19 protein-coding genes and 1 other RNA gene are annotated in these 19,117 nt (G+C 67.3%); 4 read left to right on the top strand and 16 right to left on the bottom strand.

The window, feature by feature from the left end; translation table 11 throughout:
* Positions 1-114: 114 nt before the first annotated feature.
* From ASC87_RS02380 to pyrC, 6 genes are all read right to left on the bottom strand, one after another.
* Positions 115-1,320, bottom strand: a complete 1,206-nt coding sequence (locus ASC87_RS02380; protein WP_056656083.1) for a multidrug effflux MFS transporter — start codon at positions 1,318-1,320, stop codon at positions 115-117.
* Positions 1,317-1,928 carry a TetR/AcrR family transcriptional regulator gene (locus ASC87_RS02385; RefSeq protein WP_056656086.1) on the bottom strand — a complete coding sequence of 204 codons (612 nt, stop codon included), beginning with the start codon at positions 1,926-1,928 and terminating at the stop codon, positions 1,317-1,319. Before ASC87_RS02385 ends, ASC87_RS02380 begins: the two co-directional genes overlap by 4 nt.
* 58 nt (positions 1,929-1,986) lie before the next feature.
* Positions 1,987-2,330, bottom strand: an RNA gene (rnpB, locus tag ASC87_RS02980) — RNase P RNA component class A.
* Positions 2,331-2,339: 9 nt separating this feature from the next.
* Entirely contained in the window at positions 2,340-3,095 is a 756-nt protein-coding gene (locus tag ASC87_RS02390; RefSeq protein ID WP_235582017.1) for a DUF3025 domain-containing protein, read from the bottom strand.
* A gap of 11 nt (positions 3,096-3,106) precedes the next feature.
* The gene (locus ASC87_RS02395; protein ID WP_056656090.1) at positions 3,107-3,961 is read right to left on the bottom strand and encodes an NYN domain-containing protein; all 855 of its coding nucleotides are present in this window, start codon (positions 3,959-3,961) and stop codon (positions 3,107-3,109) included.
* Positions 3,958-5,013, bottom strand: a complete 1,056-nt coding sequence (pyrC, locus tag ASC87_RS02400) for a dihydroorotase (protein ID WP_056656093.1) — start codon at positions 5,011-5,013, stop codon at positions 3,958-3,960. The genes ASC87_RS02395 and pyrC overlap by 4 nt, the downstream gene beginning before the upstream one ends.
* A gap of 102 nt (positions 5,014-5,115) precedes the next feature.
* Between pyrC and ASC87_RS02405 the strand changes: the two genes are divergently transcribed.
* Positions 5,116-6,000, top strand: a complete 885-nt coding sequence (locus tag ASC87_RS02405) for a DUF4394 domain-containing protein (RefSeq protein ID WP_056656096.1) — start codon at positions 5,116-5,118, stop codon at positions 5,998-6,000.
* A gap of 202 nt (positions 6,001-6,202) precedes the next feature.
* Positions 6,203-6,412, top strand: coding sequence for a cold-shock protein (locus ASC87_RS02410; protein WP_056656099.1), 210 nt, complete (start codon positions 6,203-6,205; stop codon positions 6,410-6,412).
* A gap of 358 nt (positions 6,413-6,770) precedes the next feature.
* Here ASC87_RS02410 and ASC87_RS02415 read toward each other — a convergent pair whose 3' ends face one another.
* From ASC87_RS02415 to ASC87_RS02440, 6 genes are all read right to left on the bottom strand, one after another.
* A complete protein-coding gene (locus ASC87_RS02415; RefSeq protein ID WP_056656102.1) occupies positions 6,771-7,505 on the bottom strand; it encodes an amino acid ABC transporter ATP-binding protein in 735 nt (244 codons plus the stop codon).
* Positions 7,506-7,513: 8 nt separating this feature from the next.
* Positions 7,514-8,179: an amino acid ABC transporter permease gene (locus ASC87_RS02420; protein ID WP_056656106.1), complete on the bottom strand. Its 666-nt coding sequence runs from the start codon at positions 8,177-8,179 to the stop codon at positions 7,514-7,516.
* Positions 8,176-8,922 carry an amino acid ABC transporter permease gene (locus ASC87_RS02425; protein WP_056656110.1) on the bottom strand — a complete coding sequence of 249 codons (747 nt, stop codon included), beginning with the start codon at positions 8,920-8,922 and terminating at the stop codon, positions 8,176-8,178. The genes ASC87_RS02420 and ASC87_RS02425 overlap by 4 nt, the downstream gene beginning before the upstream one ends.
* A gap of 207 nt (positions 8,923-9,129) precedes the next feature.
* The gene (locus tag ASC87_RS02430; protein ID WP_056656112.1) at positions 9,130-10,029 is read right to left on the bottom strand and encodes an amino acid ABC transporter substrate-binding protein; all 900 of its coding nucleotides are present in this window, start codon (positions 10,027-10,029) and stop codon (positions 9,130-9,132) included.
* A gap of 51 nt (positions 10,030-10,080) precedes the next feature.
* Positions 10,081-11,016: a LysR substrate-binding domain-containing protein gene (locus ASC87_RS02435; protein WP_056656115.1), complete on the bottom strand. Its 936-nt coding sequence runs from the start codon at positions 11,014-11,016 to the stop codon at positions 10,081-10,083.
* Positions 10,997-12,871 (bottom strand): ABC transporter ATP-binding protein/permease, encoded by a 1,875-nt coding sequence (locus ASC87_RS02440; protein ID WP_056656119.1) that lies wholly within the window; start codon positions 12,869-12,871, stop codon positions 10,997-10,999. Before ASC87_RS02440 ends, ASC87_RS02435 begins: the two co-directional genes overlap by 20 nt.
* A 190-nt stretch (positions 12,872-13,061) precedes the next feature.
* On the opposite strand from ASC87_RS02440, the gene ASC87_RS31500 reads away from it, so the two are divergent.
* On the top strand, positions 13,062-13,220 hold the full coding sequence (locus ASC87_RS31500) for a hypothetical protein (RefSeq protein ID WP_157603793.1): 159 nt from the start codon (positions 13,062-13,064) through the stop codon (positions 13,218-13,220).
* Between the two features lie 85 nt (positions 13,221-13,305).
* Positions 13,306-13,728, top strand: a complete 423-nt coding sequence (locus ASC87_RS02445; RefSeq protein WP_056656121.1) for an acyl-CoA thioesterase — start codon at positions 13,306-13,308, stop codon at positions 13,726-13,728.
* A gap of 38 nt (positions 13,729-13,766) precedes the next feature.
* Here ASC87_RS02445 and ASC87_RS02450 read toward each other — a convergent pair whose 3' ends face one another.
* From ASC87_RS02450 to ASC87_RS02465, 4 genes are all read right to left on the bottom strand, one after another.
* Positions 13,767-14,588, bottom strand: coding sequence for an SGNH/GDSL hydrolase family protein (locus tag ASC87_RS02450; RefSeq protein ID WP_056656124.1), 822 nt, complete (start codon positions 14,586-14,588; stop codon positions 13,767-13,769).
* A gap of 14 nt (positions 14,589-14,602) precedes the next feature.
* Complete coding sequence (locus tag ASC87_RS02455; protein WP_056656132.1) at positions 14,603-15,367, bottom strand: enoyl-CoA hydratase; 765 nt, start codon at positions 15,365-15,367, stop codon at positions 14,603-14,605.
* A 122-nt stretch (positions 15,368-15,489) separates the two neighbouring features.
* On the bottom strand, positions 15,490-16,686 hold the full coding sequence (locus ASC87_RS02460; protein WP_056656405.1) for an acetyl-CoA C-acyltransferase: 1,197 nt from the start codon (positions 16,684-16,686) through the stop codon (positions 15,490-15,492).
* A gap of 26 nt (positions 16,687-16,712) precedes the next feature.
* Positions 16,713-19,097: a 3-hydroxyacyl-CoA dehydrogenase/enoyl-CoA hydratase family protein gene (locus tag ASC87_RS02465; protein WP_056656135.1), complete on the bottom strand. Its 2,385-nt coding sequence runs from the start codon at positions 19,095-19,097 to the stop codon at positions 16,713-16,715.
* Positions 19,098-19,117 lie beyond the last annotated feature (20 nt).

The following is a 19,117-nucleotide window of genomic DNA, read 5'->3' on the forward strand; positions in this document are numbered from 1 at the left end:
TCTCCAGTGGCCGCCCTGCAAAACGACAGGCGCCCGCCGCGATATCGGCACGACGCGCATTCTGCTTGAGCGCATGCGCCGGTTGTACCCGAACGGCCCGCAATGAAACGAGACCTAAGTCACCTTCCGCTTCACCCACAGCCACGCAAAGAGGCCGATGCACAGCATGCCGAGCGACGTGGCCGCGAGCGCCACGGTGGAGTGCATCACCAACGGCGCGATGGCCCCCGCGACGAGCCCGTTGGCCATGCTGCCCACGAACGCCTGCAGCGACGACGCCATGCCGCGGCGCTCGGGCACCAGGTCGAGCACCAGCAGTGTGACGACCGGCACCATCATGGCCCAGCCGAACGAGAAGATCGCCACCGGGAACATGGCCCACCACACCGACGGCGTGAAGGCGATGTTCAGCAGCAGGTTGAGCGACGCGACGCCGAACATGACCAGGAAACCCGCGCGGATCTGGTGCCTGGGTTTCATCACGCCCGCACGGCGGCCAGACAACCTGGCCCCGGCCATGATGCCGCCGATCGTCAGGCAGAAGAACCAGAAGAACTGCCCCGGCGTCAGGTGAAGGTGCTCGCCCAGGAACACCGGCGCCGACAGCACGTACAGGAACATGCCGTTGAACGGCACGCCGCTCGCCAGCGCCAGCGCGAGGAACCGCGGGTCGGATCCGAGCTGCCAGTAGCCCCGCATCAGGTGCCGCACGTTGAACGGCTGGCGATGGTCCGCGTGAAGGGTTTCAGGCAGCAGCTTGTAATTCGAGACCCACAGCACCACGCCCACAGCCGTGAGGAACCAGAAGATGGCGTGCCAGCCCACGTGCACGAACAGGAATCCACCCACCATGGGCGCCACGGCCGGCGCCACGCCGAAGTAGATGGTGACCTGGGCCATCACGCGCTGCGCGTCGGCCGGCGGGAACATGTCGCGGATGACGGCCCGCGACACGACGATGCCGGCACCGGCCGACATGCCCTGCACCGCACGCCAGAACACCAGCGCCCCGATGCTGTCAGCCAGCGCACACCCGGCGGACGCGACCGTGAACAGCGCAAGGCCGGTCAGCACCACGGGCCGCCGGCCGAAGCTGTCCGACAGTGCGCCGTGGAACAGGTTCATCAGCGCGAACCCGAACAGGTACGCCGACAGCGTCTGCTGCATCTCCACCGGCGTGGCGCCCACCGATTGCGCGATGCCCGTGAAGGCCGGCAGGTAGGTGTCGATCGAAAACGGCCCCAGCATGCCGAGGCACGCGAGCAAAAGGGCCAGGGCCCAGCGCGGGGCGCGCCAGAGGGTGTCGGCATTGGGATTCATGGGCGGATCGTGCCCGAATCCGTGTGAGCGAGCTGGAGACGCCGTTTCAGCGCGTCGCGCGACGCGCCCAGGATGGTGACCCACGGCCCCGCGTCGGCGATGGAACGGGCCAGTACCACGGCGCCCACCATCTCCGACAGCATCGACACCGCCAGCGTGCCGGGCTCCTCGGCGCCCGTCTCCGCCAGCACCGCGGCCACGCGGCTCGTCAGCGCGGCGGCCCCCCGTTCGAACGCCTCGCGGGCCGGCGCTCCCAGGCGCGGCAGGTCGGCGGCCATGGCCGGCAGCGGGCAGCTCGCGTGGCGGTGGTCACGGTGCAGCGCCGACAGGTAGAAGTCGATGTAGGCGGCCAGCCCGTCGGCCGGCGGCTTGCCGGCCAACAGGCCGTCGAGGTACGCCAGCGCTTCGCTGAACATCTGGTCGATGGCGGCCACGAGCAGGTCGTCCTTCGAGGCGAAATGGGCGTAGAAGCCTCCGTGGGTGAGACCCGCCCTCGCCATGATGGCCGCCACCGCCACGCGGTCGGGGCCGTTCAGGCGGATGGCCGCCGCAGCCTCCTTCAGCACGCGTGCACGGGTCTGCTGCTTGTGTTCGGCGGTGTAGCGCATGACGGCTCGCGTTTTGAATGACAGCCGTCATGCTACCTGCGCAGCAGGCCCGGATAAAGTGTGAAGCGAGCCGATAGGCCGGATTCTGTGCGCGCGCCGCCCTTGCGGGACAACGCGCGTGACCGCCATTCCTCTGGGCCGTGCATCACTGCACGGCTCGATGCCACCTACCCGCCAGCTCCGCGGAGCCACATCATCGCTGGCCTATTTGGTGTTGCTGCGCGTAGAGATTGCCCGTTTCACCCGGCCGCCGCACTTGCGCACGCCGGCCGACTCGTCTCTGTTGCTCTGATCCTCACCTCGCGGTGGACAGCCGTTAGCTGCTACGCCGCCCTGTGCAGTCCGGACCTTCCTCCAGTGCGCCCTTTCGAGCCTTGCACCAGCGGCGGTCTGGCCCGCTTCACCCGGCGATTATCGACGCAATGGACGGAACACCGACACGTCTTCGTAAAAGGATGCGCATTCGTTCTCGGCGCACCACCCCGGCACACCGGCCAGCGGCAGCGGAAAGTCGGCCTTGCGGGCCAGGCGCTCGGGGGTCAGGGTCTCGGCCAGGTGCACTTCGGCGTCCACCCCTTCCGGCACCGCCCACACGTGCGCGGTGATCGACTTGTGTGGCGACAGCAGCAGCTTTTCCATCAGCGCATGGCCGAACACCACGAGGCGGGCGTCGGCCCAGGCGGCCCGCAGCGTGACAAACGCCGTGTGCCACGCGCGGGCCCGCAGGGCCTCCAGCAGCGCCGCGGGCGCCTGCAGCCACGCCGCGTTTTCATCGAACAGCGTCAGCGCATCACGCACCGGGCCACGGCGCGGGCCGATGCCGCGCCGGGCGATCTCGTCGGCCTGGCGTTCGTTCAGGTGGCGCTTGAGCTGGGCGAACCGGTGCCACACGAGCCCGTTGAACAGGTCGTGCGGGTGGTCCCGCGTGGGCACCTGGGCCGTGCGGGCGATGAACGCCTCGTAGGCCTCACCCTCGGGCAGGTGGGCCTGCGGCACGAACTGCAACGGCCCGGCCGCCAACGCCACAGGCGGCAGCGCCGCGTTGAGCGTGTCGGCCAGCAACGCCGTTCGGCGCGCGGCGATGCGGCGGCCGGCATCGGCGTACGGCACGAACCAGGCCGGCGCCGTGACACCATGGCCGGCCAGCAGCGCGAACGTGCGGTCCAACCCGGGGCCGCTCACGCCTTCGGCAGTCCCAGGTAAGCCACCTTGTTGGGCTGCTGCTCGGGCGACAGGGCAAACCAGTCCGGGTACTTGCGGAACAGGCGTGTGGCCGGTGCGCGGGCCCCGAGCAACTCTTCCGAACGCAACCGTTCGGTGGCGATGCCGAGGTCGAGGGTCAGGCCGCGTGCGAGTTCGGGCAGCACCGCGAGGATGCTGCGCAGGTCGTCCGGCATGGGCGGACGGGCGGGCGGCGGCGGCGGAACCACCGGCGCCGGCGCCTCGGCCGGCGCGGCCGCCTTGGTGCGGCGTGCCCGTGCCGGCTTCGGTGCGGGTGCCGGTGGCGGCTCCACCACGGCCACGGGCTCGGGCGCAGCCGCACGTTTCGTGGCCGTGCGCGCAGGCGCACGCTTGCGTGCCGGCGGCGGAGGCGCCGACGCGCGGCCCTTGCGGTGTTCGATCTCGACGAAGGTGTCGTACACCCCCTTCGAGTCTTCGCCGGTCTTGCCCAGCTGGCCGATGCCTTCGACGCGGCAGCCCTTCTCGCGCAGCCGGATCACGAGTGGCGCGAAGTCGGAGTCGGACGACACGATCACCACCACGTCGGGGCGCTCGGCGATCACCAGGTCGATCGCGTCGGTAGCCAGCAGGATGTCCGTCGAGTTCTTGCCGGTGGACAGGTTGACGATGGGGCGGATCGACAGCGCCTTGAAGAGCTTCTGGTTCGCCAGTGCCGCCTCGGGCGTGCAGTACGCGCGGCGCACGTGCAGCGCACCGCGTTCGGTCAGCACCTTGTCCACCGCCTGCTCCATCACGTCGGCCGACACGTTGTCGGCGTCGATCAGCAGCATCACGCGCAGTTGCGAGTTCATTCGGTCACCTTCCAGGCGAGGGTTTCGCCGCCACGCAGTGGCTTGAGTTCCGTTTCGCCGAACGGCAACGACTCGGGCAGCTGCCACGGCTGCTTGCGCAGCGTGACGGTGCCGGTGTTGCGCGGCAGGCCGTAGAAGGCCGGGCCGTGGAAGCTCGCGAAACCTTCGAGCTTGTCGAGGGCGCCCGCCGCCTCGAAGGCCTCGGCGTACAGCTCCAGCGCGCTCAGCGCCGTGTAGCAGCCGGCACAGCCCGTGGCGTGCTCCTTCAGGTGCGTGGCGTGCGGGGCGCTGTCGGTGCCGAGGAAGAAGCGGTCGCTGCCGGACGTGGCGGCCGCCACGAGCGCGCGGCGGTGTTCCTCGCGCTTGAGCACCGGCAGGCAGTAGTAGTGCGGGCGGATGCCGCCGGTGAAGATCGCGTTGCGGTTGTAGAGCAGGTGGTGGGCGGTGACGGTGGCCGCGGTGAAACGGTCGGCCGCGCGCACGTAGTCGGCTGCTTCCCGCGTGGTGATGTGTTCGAAGACGATCTTCAGCTCGGGAAAGTCGCGGCGCAGCGGGATCAGCTTCGCATCGATGAAGGCCTTCTCGCGGTCGAACAGGTCGATGTCGCTGTCGGTCACCTCACCGTGCACGAGCAGTGGCAGGCCTTCGCGTTGCATGGCCTCGAGCGTGGCGTAGGTCTTGCGCAGGTCGGTCACGCCGGCGTCGCTGTTGGTGGTGGCGCCGGCCGGGTACAGCTTCACGGCGGTGACCCCGGCGGCCTTCGCACGCACGATCTCGTCGGGCGGCAGCACGTCGGTCAGGTACAGCGTCATCAGCGGCTCGAACGACACACCCGCTGGCACCGCGGCGAGGATGCGCTCGCGGTAGGCCACGGCCTGCGCCGCGGTGGTCACCGGCGGCTTCAGGTTGGGCATGATGATCGCGCGGCCGAACTGGCGCGCCGTGTGGGGCACGACCGAGGCCAGTGCGGCCCCGTCGCGCACGTGCAGGTGCCAGTCGTCGGGGCGGGTCAGGGTGAGGGTCGTGAGGGGGGCGGAAGGTGCGGAACTCATGGCTCCGATTGTCTCATCGGCCCGCGTGGGCGTCGGGGAGATGGGCACCCGGCCACGCGGAATTGCGCTACGGTGCGCGTTCCCCCGTACCGAAAGCCGACCATGCGCCCGGACCACCCCATCGCCGCCGCCATCGCCCTGGCATCGGCTCTCGGCCTGTCTGCCTGCACCACGCCCGCCGCCGAGCCGGTCGCCCGGCGCGAAACGGTGGTGGCCGTCACGGCGTCGAGCCAACTGATCCGCTTCAACGCGGGCGCGCCGGCCAAGCTGCTGTCCACCAAGGCGTTGACGGGCCTGCAGCCGGGCGAGCAGGTGCTGGGCATCGACTACCGCGTGGCGAAGGGATGGCTGTACGCGGTAGGCAGCACCAACCGGCTCTACCGCATCAACACCATCACGGCCATTGCCACGCCGGTGGGTGAACGCTTTGCGGTGCCGCTCACGGGCAACCACTTCGGCGTGGACTTCAACCCCACGGTGGATCGCTTGCGCATCGTGAGCGACACCGGCCAGAGCCTGCGCGTGCACCCCGACACCGCGGCCCTGGTCGATGGTGACGCTGTGGCGGCCGGCATACAGATCGACGGCCCGCTGGCGTATGCAACCGGAGACCCGGCCGACGAACAACGCCCGGCGATCGTCGCGATCGCCTACACCTACAACAAGGTCGACGAGAAGCTGACCACGAACTTCGCGCTCGATGCGTCGGCCGGCGCGCTCGTGACACTGGGCAGCCGTGAAGGCAAAACACCGGCCGTTTCCCCAGATTCCGGGCACTTGTTCACGGTTGGCACCCTCGGCGCCGGCCCATTTGCGCAGGCCGCATTCGACATCGCCGATGTGGGCGGTGTTGCATTCGCAGCATTGACCGCGGCGGACGCACACGAATCGCGTTGGGTGGAGGTGGATCTGGCCACGGGTGCGGCCCGCGTGATCGGCGCGATCGGTGGCGGCGAAGCGGTGATCGGCATCGCGATCGAGCCCTGAGCCGCGCGGATGCTAGCTTTCCGGTGCATTCCCCGTTGCGAATTGCTCGCGTTCGTGTATGCTCCCGCGCACAGTTGTACGCAAGACAGTTGCTCGATGTGATCTACCAGCTTGTGCCGGAAGTCCGTGACCCGTTCTTGAGTGTTGCTGCACGTTGGAGCGTGTGTTCCAGCGGTTTAAATTCTCTACCTATTGGATTTCCATGACGACTCAAACCGGTACCGTGAAGTGGTTCAACGACGCCAAGGGCTACGGCTTCATCGCCCAGGACGCTGGCGGTGCTGACCTCTTCGCACACTTTCGCGACATCATCGGCACGGGCTTCAAGACCCTGACCGAAAACCAAAAGGTCGAATTCGAAGTCAAGCAAGGCGAAAAAGGCCTGCAAGCTGCGAACATTCGCCCCCTCTGAGGCCTAACCGCCCCAGACCTCAACGCGGCCCTTCGGGGCCGCGTTTGTTTTTGGGCCCGCGAAAACACTCGCGCGGCCCTTTGGGGTGAAACCGGTTCCCAAACTGAGGCGCACTCATCCACCCCAATGCGCACAGGCCAAACAACAAGGGCCCGCATCGCGGGCCCTTGTTGTTGGAGGAGGAAAGAAGAAGGCCAGCGCAGCGAAGCTGCATTCAAGCCACCCGCGAGGAGGTGTGCGCAGGGGAAAGAGCGAGCGAAGCGACGCGACAGATCAAGCCACCCGCGAGGACCGGCTTTGCCGGCCGACCCGGGGTCGCCCCCTGGGGCAGGAGGCGCCAGCCGACTGGGGGGCCAGATCAGTGCTGCAGGATCTTCGAGAGGAACTCTTTTGCGCGCGGCGAGCGTGCCTCGGTGTTGCCGAAGAACTCGTCCCGGGTGCAGTCCTCGACCACCTTGCCGGCGTCCATGAAGATCACGCGGTGGCTGACCTTCTTGGCAAAGCCCATCTCGTGCGTGACGACCATCATGGTCATGCCCTCGCCCGCGAGTTTCACCATCACGTCGAGCACCTCGCCCACCATCTCGGGGTCGAGCGCGGACGTGGGTTCGTCGAACAGCATCACGATGGGGTCCATGCTCAGCGCCCGGGCGATGGCCACGCGCTGCTGCTGGCCGCCGGACAGCTGGCCGGGGAACTTGTCCTTGTGGGCCATCAGGCCCACGCGCTCGAGCATCTTCAAGCCGCGGGCCTTGGCATCGGTCGCGTTGCGGCCCAGCACCTTGATCTGCGCGAGCGTCAGGTTTTCCGTGACGCTCAGGTGCGGGAAGAGTTCGAAGTGCTGGAACACCATGCCCACGCGGCTGCGCAGCTTGGGCAGGTTGGTCTTCGGATCGGCGAGCGAGATGCCGTCGACCACGATGTCACCCTTCTGGAAGGGTTCCAGCGCGTTGACGGTCTTGATCAGCGTGGACTTGCCCGAACCGGACGGGCCGCACACGACGACCACCTCGCTCTTGTTGATCTTCGTGCTGCAGTCGGTCAGCACCTGGAAGCTGCCGTACCACTTGGAGACGTTCTTGATGTCGATCATGGTGGATCTCAACGGATGATTTGAATGCGCTTCTGCAAGGCACGAACGCCCATCGACAGCGAGAAGCAGATGACGAAATAGACCACGGCGGCCAGCATGTAGGTTTCCACCGGGCGGTTGAAGTTCTTGCCCGCCACCTCGAAGCCCTTGAGCAGGTCATAGGCGCCGATGGCGTACACGAGCGAGGTGTCCTGGAACAGGATGATGGTCTGCATCAGCAGCACCGGCAACATGTTGCGGAAGGCCTGCGGCAGCACCACGAGTTTCATGACCTGCGGGTACGTCATGCCCACCGCGTAGCCGGCATGCACCTGGCCGCGCGAGACGGACTGGATGCCGGCCCGCATGATCTCGGAGTAGTAGGCCGCCTCGAACAGCGTGAAGGTGATCACCGCGGACCACTCGGCACCGAGCGGCCGGCCGATCAGCAACGGGATCAGCAGGAAGAACCACAGGATCACCATCACGAGCGGGATGGACCGCAGCGTGTCGACGTAGATCTGCGCCGGAATGGCAAAAATCTTCTTGCCCGACAGCCGTGCCAACGCCAGCAGCGTGCCGAGGAAGATGCCACCGAGCATCGCCACCAGCGTGAGCACCAGCGAGAAGTACAGGCCGTTGAGGATGAAACCGCGGATGAAGTCCCAGGTCAGGAACGAGAAATCGATGTTCATTGGCCCGCCCCCGCCATGCCCGGCACCGCGGAGCGGTGCTCGATGAACAAGGCCAGGCGGTTCACGATGAACGCCGACACGAAGTAGAGGCCCGTCACGGCGAGGTACATCTCGATGCCGCGCGAGGTTTCCTCCTGCGACTGCATCGCGAAGAGCGTGAGTTCGGCGATGCCCACGGCAAACGCCACCGAGGAGTTCTTGATGATGCTCATCGCCTCACTGGTCAATGGCGGGATGATGATGCGAAACGCCCGCGGCAGCAGCACGTAGCGGTACGTCTGCGTCATCGTGAGACCCATGGCGAGGCCCGCGTAACGCTGCCCCTTCGGCAGGGCCATGATGCCCGCCCGCACTTGCTCGGCCACACGGGCCGACGTGAAGAAACCGAGGGCGAACACGACCAGCAAGAAGCTCGGCACCGAGCGCAGGCTCGTGAAGAGCTGGGGCAGCACGTGGTACCAGAGGAAGATCTGCACCAGAAGCGGGATGTTGCGGAAGACCTCGCTCCATACGTTGCCGAACCAGACGAGCGGCTTGCTGGGCGTGGTCCGGGCGATACCGACGAGGGAACCGATCAACAGCGCGACGATCCAGGCCAGGACCGCGACCGACCCGGTCCATCCCCAGGCTGACAGCAGCCATTCGAAGTAGGTGGTGTCTCCGCCCGGCCCGAAGCAGGTTGGATAAACAGTGTCTTCAATGGTGCTCTTGCAGAACACCTGCCAGTCCCACGTGGAACTCATGTGCAAACTTTCTTGTTCAGGATCGCGGTTAAAAGAAGAGCCAACAGCAGGACCCATGCCAGCCCGGGGCGATTAGCCGACGATTGTGACCGTGACTCGGCTTTCCGTGGCAAATGCACACCCTGGCGTTTTCCCGAACTCCAGAGAAGGCCCAAAACGCGCATGCGGGCCGAAGCCCGCATGCGCGTTCCGAGGAGGGAGCCCGGTTTACTTCTTGTACGACTCGGCCGGATTGTCGTTCGGGTTGGCGATGGCCTTCTTGAGCGAGTCGCTCATCGGCATGCCGACCACGTTGCCACGCGGCGGGATGGGGCTGGTGAACCACTTGGCGTAGGTCTTGGCCAGCTCGCCGCTGCTCATCATGCCCTTGACCGTGTCGTCGACCAGCTTCTTGAACGCCGGATCGTCCTTGCGGTACATGATCGCGATGGGTTCTTCGCTGATGGTTTCGCCGACGATCTTGTAGGCGGACGGGGTCTTCGAGTTGACGATCAGGCCGGCCAGGATGTTGTCGTCCATCACGAATGCATCGGCGCGGCCCGTTTCGACCAGCAGGAAGCTGTCGGCGTGGTCCTTGCCCAGCACGTCGTTGAAGTTCACCTTCGCGGCGCGTTCGTGCTTGCGCAGCAGCAAAACGGACGTGGTGCCGGTGGTGGTGGCCACCGTCTTGCCGTCCAGCTGGGCGAGCGAGTTGATGCCCGAATCGGCCTTGACGGCGATGCGGACGTTGGTCACGTAGGTGGTGGGGGCGAACGCCACGTCCTTCTGGCGGGTGGCGTTGTTCGTGGTGGAGCCGCACTCGACGTCGACCGTGCCGTTCGTGACGAGCGACACGCGGTTCTGCGACGTGACGAGTTGGTACTCGACGTTCAGCTTCGGGTTGGCGACGGCCTTCTTGACGGCCTCGGCCACCTGGTTGCAGACGTCCACGTGGTAACCGACGTACTTGCCATCACCGGTGGTGTAGGCGAGCGGTGCGGACGAATCGCGCGTGCCGATCACGAACTTGCCCGACTGCTTCACTTTGGCGAGAGTGTCGGACTGTGCAAAGGCCGACGTGGCGGTGGCGGCCAACAGCGCCAGGGCGAAACCAGCAAGCTTCTTCATGGGGAACTCCTTCTTTGAGGCTAACAGTCTAGGGTAACAAATGGAATCGAATCACTCATACGTTTTAACCACAGTGGATTCCCGCAGAAACTCCCATAGGGATTGCGCTCCGGGTTTCGTGTGGCGGGCGGCCTCCGGGCGCTCCCGGTAGATTCGCACCTCGATCGACAGCTCGCAAGCTCCGGGCCCGGTGGCCCGGACGAGCCGTTGATTCAGCAGTTCCTTCTTGACCGAACTGCCCGGCAGGAAGGCCACGCCGTGCCCTTCCAGTGCCATCGCCTTCAGGCCTTCGGCCATGTCGGTCTCGTAGATCGGATCCAGGTTGAGCGCCACGGGGGACTGCTTGACGATCAGTTCCACCAGGCGCCCGAGGTAGGCCCCGGACGCGTAGCTCAGGAACGGCACCCGCTCGTGGGGAGCGGCCGGCAGCCGGAACATCGGGCGGCCGGCATCGTCACCGCGGGCGTACGGCGCCAGCACCTCGTGTCCGAGGCTCAGCATCTCGTAGCGGTCAGGGTTCAGCGCAAGCGGCTGCGACGGGTGGTGGTACGAGATGAGCAGGTCGCAGTTGCCCTCGGTGAGCCGCAACACCGCGTCGTGCACGTTCAGCGCGATGAGCCGGCTCTTGAGCGCCCCGTAGCGCTGGCGCACGTCCATCACCCAGTGCGGGAAAAACGTGACGGCAAGCGAATGTGGCACCGCGAACTCGAGCATGTCCTGCCCGGCCACCTGGTGGCCGTGCAGCATGTTGCGGGTGGCCTGCAACGCCCCAAGGATCTCGAGCGCCTGCGCACGGAACGCCACGCCGGCGAGGGTGAGCCGCGTGGGGTACGACGAACGGTCCACCAGGTCGGTGCCCGCCCAGGCCTCCAGCGACTGGATGCGGCGGGAAAACGCGGGCTGCGTGACATGGCGCAACTGGGCCGACCGCGAAAAGCTCCGCGTCTCGGCCAGGCTCACGAAGTCCTCAAGCCACTTGGTTTCCATCAGCCCCTTCCTTGCCTTCCTCGCGGTTTTCCGGCAGGTCGCCGCCACTTTGCTGCAAGCGCCACATCTCCGCATAACGGCCGTCGGCCTCGAGCAGTTGACCGTGTGTACCACGCTCGATGATGCGGCCACGGTCCATCACGAGGATCTGGTGGGCGTCCACCACGGTGGACAGCCGGTGTGCGATCACGAGGGCGCTCTTGTTGCGGGCCACGCCCTGCAGCTCGGCCTGGATGGCACGTTCGTTGGCCGAGTCGAGCGCGGACGTGGCCTCGTCGAAGATCAGGAACGGCGGGTTCTTGAGCAACGTGCGGGCGATGGCCACGCGCTGCTTCTCACCGCCGCTGAGCTTCAGCCCGCGCTCGCCCACCGGCGTCTCGTAGCCCTTCGGGGTGGACATGATGAAGTCGTGGATGCGGGCGGCGCGGGCGGCCCCTTCGATCTCGGCCGGGCTCGCGCCCGCCCGGCCATAGCCGATGTTGTAGGCCACGGTGTCGTTGAAGAGCACGGTGTCCTGCGGCACGATGCCGATCTGCTGGCGCAGGCTCGACTGCGTGACCTCGCGCAGGTCCTGGCCGTCGAACGTGATGCGACCCGAGTCGACGTCGTAGAACCGGTACAGCAGCCGCGCGAGCGTGCTCTTGCCGGACCCGGACGGCCCCACCACCGCCACGGTGCGGCCGGCCGGTATCTCGAAGCTGATGCCATGCAGGATGGGCCGGTCGGGCTCGTAGGCAAACACCACCTGGTCGAAGCGCACGTGGGCGCCGGCCACGCGCAGCGGGTGGGCGTCCGGCGAATCGGCCACCTCGCGCTCGCGTTCGAGCAGCGTGAACATCTTGTCGAGGTCCGTCAGGCTCTGCTTGATCTCGCGGTAGATCACGCCGAGGAAGTTCAGCGGGATGTACAGCTGGATCATGAACGCGTTGATCATCACCAGGTCGCCCAGCGTCATGTGGCCGCCCACCACGCCCGTGGTGGCCCGCCAGAGCATCGCGACGAGGCCGGTGGCGATGATGAGCTGCTGGCCGGTGTTGAGGATCGACAGCGTCGTCTGCGCCTTCAGCGACGCACGGCGCAGCCGCTCGAGGCTTTCGTCGTACCTGCGCGACTCGAAGTCCTCGTTGTTGAAGTACTTGACCGTCTCGTAGTTCAGCAGCGAATCGACGGCACGGGTGTGGGCGTGCGAGTCGAGCTCGTTCATTTGCTTGCGGAACTGCGTGCGCCAGTTCGTCACGGTGACCGTGAACGTGATGTACAGCACCAGCGCCGCGAGCGTGATCCAGGCGAACCACGCGTCGAACTTGACGGCCAGCAGGCCCAGCACCAGCGCCACCTCGATCAGCGTGGGGAAGATGCTGTACAGCGAGTACGAGATCAGCGAATGCACGGCGCGGGTGCCGCGTTCGATGTCGCGTGTCATGCCGCCCGTCTGGCGCTCCAGGTGGAAACGCAGGCTCAGGTCGTGCAGGTGGCGGAACGTGCTGAGCGAGATGCTGCGCGCCGTGCCTTCGGTGGCCTTCGCGAACACCAGCTCTCGCAACTCGCCGAACAGCGCGGTGGACAGCCGCAGCCCGCCGTAGGCCAGCAGGAGGCCGATGGGCACCACGAGCACCGCACGGGCGTCACCGGGCTTGAGCGACAGGCTGTCGACCAGTGTCTTGAGCAGCAGCGGCACACCCACGTTGGCGAGCTTGGCCCCCACCATGAACGCGAGCGCGATGCCCACGCGCCAGCGGTATTGCCACAGGTAGGGAAAGAGCTTGCGCAGCGTGCGCCAGTCGGAGCGCGGCACGGCGGGGCCGGCCGGCGCGGAGGCTTCGCGGGGGGACGCGGCAAGGGCAGCAGGACGCATGAAATGAAAAGCCGATCGGTCAAGGGTTCGGACGACAGTGTGCCCAAACATGGCGCGGCATGCGCGCGTGCACCGATTTGGCCTCGCCGCCGTTCATGCCACCGGATCGGCCGCTCATCGGCCGGGTGCACTGCCCGCGGCCCGTTGCGGCACCATGGCGTTCGCCTCGCCTCTCGAAACGGAGACCCACGTGCCCCCGAACGACGTCCGCCACGCCCCTCCCCGCGCCGTGTTGCGCAAGACCCCGCCGCAGGGCCTGCGCCTACGCCGCTTCAAGCGGCCCGTGGCTGCCACCACGATCGCCCCGGCCAGGCCATTGGCCCTGCGCAAGCCAGCCGCCCGGGCGTGACCCTTTCCGCGCTTTCAATCACGGGCGCGGGCACTGCACATCGAGGTGGCGGACAATCGGGCGTCTTCCCCGAACGCGGTACCCCATGAGCTCCACGCCTGCTTCCTCCCCCGCCACCGAGCCCGTCTCGCTGCCCACCGACGGCCACCTCGCGATGCGTGTGGCCCCGATGCCGTCCGATGCCAACGGCAACGGCGACATCTTCGGGGGCTGGATCATGGCCCAGGTGGATCTCGCCGGTTCGGTGCTGCCGGCGCGCATCGCGAAGGGCCGCATCGCCACCGTGGCGGTCAACCAGTTCGTCTTCAAGCAGCCCGTCTCCGTCGGCGACCTGCTGAGCTTCTACGCCCACGTCGAGCGCATCGGCCGCACGTCCATCACGGTGCGTGTGGAGGTGTACGCCGAACGAAACCCGGCCGAACTCCAAGTGGTCAAGGTGACCGAGGCGAACCTCACCTACGTCGCCATCGACATGCAGGGCAAGCCGCGCGAGATCCCGAAGGACTGAGCGGCTCGCGCCGCGGTGTGCTCAGGGCCGCGGCAACCTCAAGCCCGCGGCTCCCGCCGCGGCGGTTTGCGCAACAGCTTCTGCGCCGGCAGCGCCCGCGTGGGTGTGGTGGCCGGCAGGCGCGGCACGATCTGCGTGCTGATCATCCCCGCCAGCTGCTCGGCCCACAACGCATAGACGGCCGGACCGGGATGGAACCCGTCTTCCGCCATCAGCACGCTGTCCGACGACAGTTCGTTCTCGAACGGAATGGGCAACCACCAGCGCTCGGGCCAGCGCTCGACCCACTCGGCCAGGGCCCGGTTGTAGCGCTGCTGGCCGTTGGAGAGCACCCACCGCAACGGGTTCGGCAGCGGGAACGAATGCACTGGCGGCAAGCCGCAATGCACGATGTGGTGCACGCCCGCGTGGCGCGCCGCGGCCCGGTCGAGGGCATCGAGGTGGCGCAACCAGCGCTGCGGCGGCATCTGCCCCACCAGGTCGGTGATGCCCACGGTGGTGACCATCACGTCCGCCGGCCGCAGCGACAGCCGCTGGAGTGCGTGGGTGGAGTCGACCGTGGTGTCCCCGCGCCGGGCCACCACCTGCCACACGACCGCCCCGCCGAGCCGCTGCGACAACGCTTCGCCGAGCCGGCCTGACAACGCCTGCGCCTGCGTGTGCGCCCCCACGCCGGCGGCCGACGAGTCACCCACGATCAGCACCCGCAGGCACACGCGGCCCGTGCCGGACACCCCCTCGCGGTTGCCCTGGGGCTCCGGCAGGCGTTCGGCACGCTGGCGCACCTGCAGACCCTGCCAGCGGATCACGGGCGTCAACAGGAAGCGGATGGCCTCGAACAACACGGGGATCGTGGCCACCGGTTCCGTGACAGTCAGCTGAACTGGCTGAAGTCGGGCTTGCGCTTCTGGAAGAAGGCGCTGAAGGCCTCCTTCGCTTCGGGGCTGCCCAGGCGCGCCAGGAACACCTCGTTTTCAGCCGCGATGGCGGCCATCACCGATTCGGCGTTCGCGCGGCGCAGCAGCGTCTTCGTCTGGCGCACGGCCGACGGCGGCAGCGTGTTGAAGCGCTCGGCGATGCGGCGCGCGTGGTTGGCCACCTCGGCGGCCGGCAGCACGGCGTTGGCGATGCCACAGTCGACTGCATCCTGGCCGGTGAACGGGTCGCCGAGGAGGATCTTTTCGGCGGCCTTGCGGGGGCCCATCAGCTGGGGCACGAGCAGGCTCGATGCGAACTCGGGCACCAGGCCCAGGCTCACGAACGGCATCGCCAGGCGAGCCTCGTCGGACACGTAGACCAGGTCGCAATGCAGCAGCATCGTGGTGCCGATGCCGATGGCAGCACCCGTCACCGCGGCCACCACGGGCTTGTCGCAGCCCGTCAGCGCCTTCATGAACTGGAACGCGGGCGATTCGGCCACCGTGCCGGTGCGTTTCATGAAGTCCTCGAGGTCGTTGCCCGACGTGAAGATGCCCGGCTGACCGGTGATCAACACGCTGCGCACCGCGCCGTCGGCCTTGGCCGCGATCAGGCCCTCGGCCATCTGGCCGTACATCTCGGCGGTCAGCGCGTTCTTCTTTTCGGGCCGCGCGATCTCGATGGTGTAAACGCCGTTGAGCACGGCGGTCTTGATGGTCATGGAAGTCTCCTGGGGGGTGATCTTACGGGATGGGCTGCAGCCATTGCCTGACCTCCGGCCACAGGATGCCCGCGTCGCGGGGGGAGACCGGTCCGCGGGCAGACCGGCCTCCGATCGAACGGTCAGACCCGTTCGAAGATGCCGGCCGCGCCCTGGCCGGTGCCCACGCACATCGTGACCATGCCGTACTTCAGGTTGTGGCGGCGCAGCGCGTGCACCACGGTGGCTGCGCGGATGGCGCCGGTGGCGCCCAGCGGGTGGCCGAGGGCGATGGCACCGCCCATCGGGTTCACCTTCTTCGGGTCCAGGCCCACGCTGTTGATGACGGCGAGCGACTGGGCGGCGAAGGCTTCGTTGAGTTCGATCCAGTCGATCTGGTCCTTCGTGAGGCCAGCGTACTTGAGCGCTGCCGGGATGGCCTCGATGGGGCCGATGCCCATGATCTCGGGCGGCACGCCGCGCGCGGCGAAGCTCACGAAACGGGCCAGCGGCGTCAGGCCGAACTGCTTGATCGCCTTTTCGCTCGCGAGGATCAGCGCGCCAGCACCGTCACTCGTCTGCGAGCTGTTGCCGGCCGTCACGCTGCCCTTGGCGGCGAACACCGTCTTGAGCTTGGCGAGGCCTTCGAGCGAGGTGTCGGGACGCGGGCCTTCGTCGATGTCGACGGTGCGCGTCTTCACGACCTGCTCGCCGGTCTGCAGGTTCGGCGTGCGGGCGATGACGTCGATCGGCGTGATCTCGTCCTTGAACTCGCCGGCCTGGATGGCCTTGAGCGCGCGCATGTGCGACTCGTAGGCGAAAGCATCCTGCGCTTCGCGCGAGATCTTCCACTGCGTGGCGACCTTCTCGGCCGTCAGGCCCATGCCGTAGGCGATGCCAACGTTCTCGTCCTTGGCGAAGATCTCGGGGTTGAACGAGGGCTTGCCGCCACCCATGGGCACGAGGCTCATGGACTCGGCACCGCCGGCGATCAGCACGTCGGCCTCGCCCACGCGGATGCGGTCGGCGGCCATCTGGATGGCCGTCACGCCCGAAGCGCAGAAGCGGTTGACGGTCACGCCGCCCACCGGCTTGGGCAACGCCAGGCCGGCCGCGATGCGGGCCATGTTCATGCCCTGCTCGCCCTCGGGGAAGGAGCAGCCGATGATCGCATCCTCGATGGCGGCCGGGTCCAGGCCGGGGGCCTGGGACAGGGCGCTGCGGATCGCGGCGATCAGCAGGTCGTCGGGCCGGGTGTTCCGGAAGTAGCCACGGCCGGAGCGGCCGATGGGCGTGCGGGTGGCGGCGACGATGTAGGCGTCTTGAACTTGTTTGCTCATGATCATTGTTCCTTGGTTGCGGCCGCTCAGTTGCGCACCGGCTTGCCGGTGGAGAGCATCCCCATGATCCGCTCTTGCGTCTTGGGGTTCTCCAGCAGGGCACAGAAGTGCTTGCGCTCGAGCGCCATCAGGTAGTCCTCCGTCACCAGCGAGCCGGCGTCGACGTCACCGCCACACACCACGTCGGCGATCAGTGCACCGATGTGGAAATCGTGCTGGCTGATGAAGCCGCCGTCGCGCATGTTGACGAGCTGGGCCTTGATGGTGGCGATACCGCCGCGGCCGGCCACCGGGAAGACCGCCTTGGTGGGCGCGCGGTAGCCGCTCTCGAACAGGGCCTTGGCCTGTTGCACGGCGACGTGCAGCAGTTCGTCCTTGTTCGGCACGATCACGTCGCTCCACAGCAGGTAGCCGTTCTTGCGGTTCTCGATGGCGCTCGTGCCCACCTTGGCCGTCGCGGCGGCGGTGAAACCGTCGGTCAGGAACTTCAGGATGTCGGCGTTCGCGTTGCCGGCCGACGCCATCTCGGCCGCGCGGCGGGCAACGTACGTGAGGCCACCACCACCCGGGATCAGGCCCACGCCCACTTCCACGAGGCCCATGTAGCTTTCCATCGCGGCCACACGGCGGGCCGAGTACACGGCCAGCTCGCAACCGCCGCCCAGGGCGATGCCACGGATGGCGGACACGACCGGCACCGAGGCGTAGCGGATGCGCAGCATGGCGTCCTGCAGCTTCTTCTCTTCCGGGGCGATGCCCTTGGCGCCGCTCTTCATGAAGACGGGCATCAGCGCCTCGAGGTTGGCGCCGGCCGAGAACACGTCGTCCGGCGACCAGATCACGAGACCCTTGTATTTCGCCTCGGCGATCTCGACGGCCTTCAGCAGGCCTTCGGTCACGGTAGGGCTGATCAGGTGCAGCTTCGCGGTGATGCTGGCGATCAGCACCTCGCCGTCCTGCGTCCAGACGCGCACTTCCTCGTTCTTGAACTCTTCGGTGCCCGACTTCAGCGCGTCGGCAGCGCCGGCACCGAACACGTTCTCGGGGAAGAACTGGCGCTGGTACACCGGCAGGTCGCTCTTTGGCACGTAGGCGGCCTTGGTGGGACTCCACGACCCTTCGGCGGTGTGCACGCCGTCACGGCCGTCGAACACCCAGGCGGGCAGCGGTGCCTTGCTCAGCGCCTTGCCGGCGTCGATGTCGGCCTTGACCCACTCGGCCACCTGCTTCCAGCCGGCCTGTTGCCACAGCTCGAACGGACCTTGCGATGCGCCGAAGCCCCAGCGGGTGGCGAAGTCGATGTCACGCGCGGTGTCGGCGATGTCAGCCAGGTGCACGGCCGCGTAGTGGAAGCTGTTGCGCAGGATGGCCCACACGAACTGCGCCTGCGGGTTGGTGGACTCGCGGAGCAGCTTCAGGCGTTCGGCCGGGGCCTTCTTCAGGATGCGGGCCACGATCTCGTCGGCCTTCTTGCCGCCGGCCACGTACTCGCCGGTGGCCGGGTCGAGGCGCTGGATGTCCTTGCCGACCTTCTTGTAGAAGCCGGCACCGGTCTTCTGGCCGAGCGCACCCTTGGCGATCAGCGCGGCGAGCGGGGCCGGGGTGGCGTAGCTCGGGAAGAAGGGGTCGTCGGCCAGGTTGTCCTGCAGCGTCTTGATGACGTGCGACATCGTGTCGAGGCCCACCACGTCGGCGGTGCGGAACGTGCCAGAGCTGGCGCGGCCGAGTTTCTTGCCGGTCAGGTCGTCCACCACGTCGTAGGACAGGCCGTAGTTCTCGGCTTCCTTGAAGGTGGCGAGGATGCCGGCGATGCCCACGCGGTTCGCGATGAAGTTGGGCGTGTCCTTGGCGCGCACGACGCTCTTGCCGAGCGCGGTGGTGACGAAGGTCTCGAGCTGGTCGAGGATCTCGGGCTGCGTGGTGGGCGTGGCGATCAGTTCCACCAGCGCCATGTAACGCGGCGGGTTGAAGAAGTGGATGCCGCAGAAGCGCGGCTTGATCGACTCGGGCAGCACGGCGGCGAGCTTCGTGATCGACAGGCCCGACGTGTTGCTGGCGATGATGGCGTTCGGCGACAGGAACGGCGCGATCTTCGTGTAGAGGTCGAGCTTCCAGTCCATGCGCTCGGCGATGGCCTCGATGACGAGGTCACATTCGCGCAGCAGCTCGCTGTGTTCCTCGTAGTTCGCCTGCTGGATCAGCGCAGCGTCCTCGGGCACGCCCAGCGGGGCAGGCTTGAGCTTCTTCAGGCCTTCGACGGCCTTCGTGACGATGCCGTTCTTCGGGCCCTCCTTGGCCGGCAGGTCGAACAGCACGACCGGCACCTTCACGTTGACCAGATGGGCGGCGATCTGGGCCCCCATCACGCCGGCGCCAAGCACGGCGACCTTGCGGACATTGAATCGACTCATGTTTTCTCCTGGAGGTTTGT

The organism is Rhizobacter sp. Root1221, from assembly GCF_001425785.1.
In the GTDB taxonomy this organism is placed as follows: domain Bacteria; phylum Pseudomonadota; class Gammaproteobacteria; order Burkholderiales; family Burkholderiaceae_C; genus Rhizobacter.